A 3,819-nucleotide genomic window follows, 5' to 3' on the forward strand; every position below is an offset into this window, starting at 1 on the left:
CCGGTTTCTTGGGTCGAAGTGCGCACGGGTAGTCAGAAACCGGGTTTTTTCGATAATACTTCGTTGTGTCTAGTAGATTCGGCCAAAAACCCGGTTTCTAAGATACTTTACTGACTAAATTGCTGAGCGTAATAACGAGCGTATCGATCGCCCTTTTCCAACAACTCCTCATGAGTACCAGATTCCATGATTCTACCTTTTTCCAATACCAAAATTCTGTCAGCTTTCCGCACAGTCGCCAAGCGGTGTGCAATAATAAATACAGTCCGATCGCGCATCAATCTTTCCAAGGCCTCCTGCACCAAAGCTTCCGACTCCGAATCTAGCGCCGATGTCGCTTCATCGAGGATCAGAATTCGGGGATCTAGCAAAACTGCACGGGCGATCGCAATTCTTTGTTTTTGGCCACCAGATAAGTTGACACCCCTTTCCCCAACCCAAGTTTGATAACCGTCGGGAAACTCGCTGATAAATTGATGGGCGTTGACTGACCAAAAGCAATATTTTGAGCAATTGTACCCGAAAATAAAATGGTTTCCTGCGGCACAATTCCAATTTGCCGCCGCAGCGTATTTAATGTCACATCTTGAATATCAATCCCATCAATTAAAATCTGTCCGGCTTGCGGATCGTAAAATCTGGGTAACAAGTTTACTAACGTAGTTTTCCCCGCGCCAGATGCACCCACGAGAGCGATCATTTCTCCCGGAAGCACCAGCAAACTCATATTTTGCAAAATCGGTGTTTCCGAATTATAGGCAAAATTAATGTTCCGGTATTCAACTTTTCCCGTAACGTGGGGAAGTTCGATCGCCCCCGGCTTTTCGACGATTGCGGGTACAATGGCTAATAGTTCAAAAATGCGATCGCTAGAAGCCTCTCCCTGCTTAAAATCGCCGTAATTTGCAGTGGTAATTGCGATCGGGTCAATTAACAGCGCTACTCCGGCAATATAACTGATAAATTGAGTACCAGTAAGGTTTCCTTGGGCAATTTGCCAACCACCCAGGAAAAACAGCAAAATCACGCTCATCGCTTCCAGAAAGCCAACTACCACGAACTGAAGAGCTTTTACTCTTTCCGACAAATACTTAGCGCGACGGTTTTGTTCCGCTTCTTCTGCAAAGCGAGCAATTTCGTAATCTTCAGCCACAAATGCTTTGATTAAACGAATGCCGCTGAATACTTCTGTTAGCAAAGCTGATAAATCGGAAATGCGATTTTGACTTTGGCGCGAATAACTCAGCAGTCTTTCGCCAAACCAGCCAATTAAGATAGCCATCAACGGTGCAATAATTAATGCACCCAAGGTCAATTGCCAGTTGAGATAAATCATATATCCCATGACAGCAATTAGCTGCAACACACAGGGAATAAACTGATGAAAAAATTTATTTACGACTTCGCCAATCCGGTCAATATCTTCGGTGAGACGGTAGGATAAGTCTCCGGTTTTTGCGGTTTCAAAGTAGCCGATATCGAGTTTTTGGAGGTGGGAGTAGACTTTTTTGCGGATTTCTAAAGCAATAGTCAAGGCTGCTTTTGCCATCAGCGTATCTTGACCGTACTGGGCTGTACCGCGAATCAAAAATATAACTGCGCTGAGTGCCGCAATTTGCGCGAATCCTTGTAAATCTCCTTTTCCTATAAATTTGGCTGTTTCGCCCACCAGCCACGCGATTATCGGCCAAAATATGGTAAATACTACGGTACAAGCTAGTGCTTTACCGATGGTTTGTTTTTGGGGACGGAGGTAGGGTAAGATTTGCCAGTATGTCGATCGAGTTTTCAAGATATTTTACCCCTGCAAGTTCTGTTTTTAGAGATTAGGGTTAACGCATTTCGATCCCCCATAGGGTATTTTGAAACCCGGAGATCCCCCCTAACCCCCCTTCCCAAGGGGGGGACAAGATTCTTCTCAAAGTCCCCCTTCTTAAGGGGGATTTAGGGGGATCTCTGCGTAACCTATAGAGATATCTGAGCCAGAATATGATAGCAGCGATCGGCTAAACACTCGACAATCATTCCTGAGCATCTGCATGAGTCGCCTGCACCTTAGCCCCCGCAACAACTGCGCCCCGAAAGGCGGCTGACTCTCCGGGTGCAAGAGTAGCTGGTTGAGTGTCGATAAATCCGTTGTCAATCAAATTACCTGACTCGTCCAAAACTTCATAATTAACTTTCACATTCTTGATTGTTTTGCAGCCTTGATTGAACACTTTACCGCTAAAAATTTTTCCATCATAATTTGCCTGGACAATTGATACTTTTGCCGCCATGTTTGCACCAGCAATGCAAGTTTGGGAACTTCCCGAAGCGGGCGGTTTTTCGCACAATTTACCCAAGTCTACTGTTTTACCGTCGGGAGTTTTCATGTAGCAAAACGGCTCGTCAATTTGTGAGTTTTGAGCAATTGTAATTGTAGAGGATGCCAGCAAATGGCTAGTTGAAATGAGGGATATTAGCAAACTTGATAATCCTACTGTTAAATGTAAAAACTTCATGTTTCTTTTCCGCATTTTGTGACATTAATTGTACAAGGTAATTCATGTCATGTCCAATAAATCGCTATCACAAAAACAGTTCGTAGTGCGGACTTCAGTCCGCTCTAAATCTGCGGACTGAAGTCCGCACTACGAACCTTACTTATGGCAGCATAAAGTTTACGATTACCTATGGGTAGCATATAATTTGCAGCTTGCGACTAGGCTAGATCCCCCCTAATCCCCCTTAAATAAGGGGGGGACAATAGTCAGCGTCAAAGTCCCCCTTTTTAAGGGGGATTTAGGGGGATATAGACTTCGATACCCAACTAGAGATCCAAAGGTTTTTAGGCGATTATTGACACCAATGAATGCACAACTGACGGTATGTTATAATGAGCTATCAAACTTTAGAAAGTAAAGTCATGGTCGCGACTCAAGATAACCCAAAACAAAAAACGGTAGCAATGACCGTAACTTGGGAGAAGTTGCCAGATGACTTCCAATTAGAAGAAAAACCAGTGGAGAATACAGGTCAACCGCTAATTGTTGGAGCGCTGCGAGAAATCTTAGAATAGAGAGGATTAATCGGCCCACTCATGCTGATTGCTAGCAACTTTGGCATTTGCGCTACTGTCAACGGCGAGTTAGTCATCAAAGCACCAGATTGGGTTTATGTACCTTCGGTACTCCCGGTAGAATCGAGAAGAGACCGCAAAAGCTACACCCCAAACTTGGAAGGAGAAATCCCAACCATTGTGATGGAGTTTTGGTCGGAAACAGACGGTGAGGAATATTCTATTAGACGTACTTTCCCGCCCGGAAAGTGGTTTTTTTACGAACAAATTCTGCAAGTGCCAACTTACATCATTTTCGATCCAGAATGTGGATTGCTGGAAGTATATCGCTTGCAGCAAAATGGCAAATATGAACTAAAATTTCCTGATGAGGAAGGTCGCCATTGGATAGCAGATTTTGGTTTGTATTTGGGAACTTGGCGGGGGGAGAAAGAACAGCGTACAGGTTATTGGTTGCGCTGGTGGGATGAAGCAGGAAATTTGCTTTTGTGGGGTGTAGAACAGATAACAGCAGAACGCGATCGCGCCGATCGCGAACGTCAACGGGCCGATCGCCTAGCTGAATATTTGCGCGATCGGGGCATTAACCCGGACGAGATTATTTGATAAGTTGTACGCCATATCTGTAGGGTGCGCAATGAGCACCTTACGACTGTTTGATAAGTTGTACGCCATATCTGTAGGGTGCGCAATGCGCACCTTACGACTAATACCATTTTTTTAAAGTTATGACAGACTTTTGCCACCGAGAGAAAGCA

1 protein-coding gene and 2 pseudogenes are annotated in these 3,819 nt (G+C 44.5%); 1 reads left to right on the forward strand and 2 read right to left on the reverse strand.

The features are described 5' to 3' along the window. Positions 1 to 107: 107 nt before the first annotated feature. Positions 108 to 1,792: pseudogene (locus JGK39_RS29260) on the reverse strand (ABC transporter ATP-binding protein). Positions 1,793 to 2,021: 229 nt separating this feature from the next. Further along, on the reverse strand, positions 2,022 to 2,504 hold the full coding sequence (locus JGK39_RS29265) for an FxLYD domain-containing protein (RefSeq protein ID WP_293262458.1): 483 nt from the start codon (positions 2,502 to 2,504) through the stop codon (positions 2,022 to 2,024). Positions 2,505 to 2,908: 404 nt separating this feature from the next. Between JGK39_RS29265 and JGK39_RS29270 the strand changes: the two are divergent. Further along, a pseudogene (locus JGK39_RS29270) lies at positions 2,909 to 3,667 on the forward strand (Uma2 family endonuclease). Positions 3,668 to 3,819: the final 152 nt, after the last annotated feature.

It is taken from the genome of Microcoleus sp. PH2017_12_PCY_D_A, assembly GCF_020738565.1.
Classification (GTDB): Bacteria; Cyanobacteriota; Cyanobacteriia; order Cyanobacteriales; family Microcoleaceae; genus Microcoleus.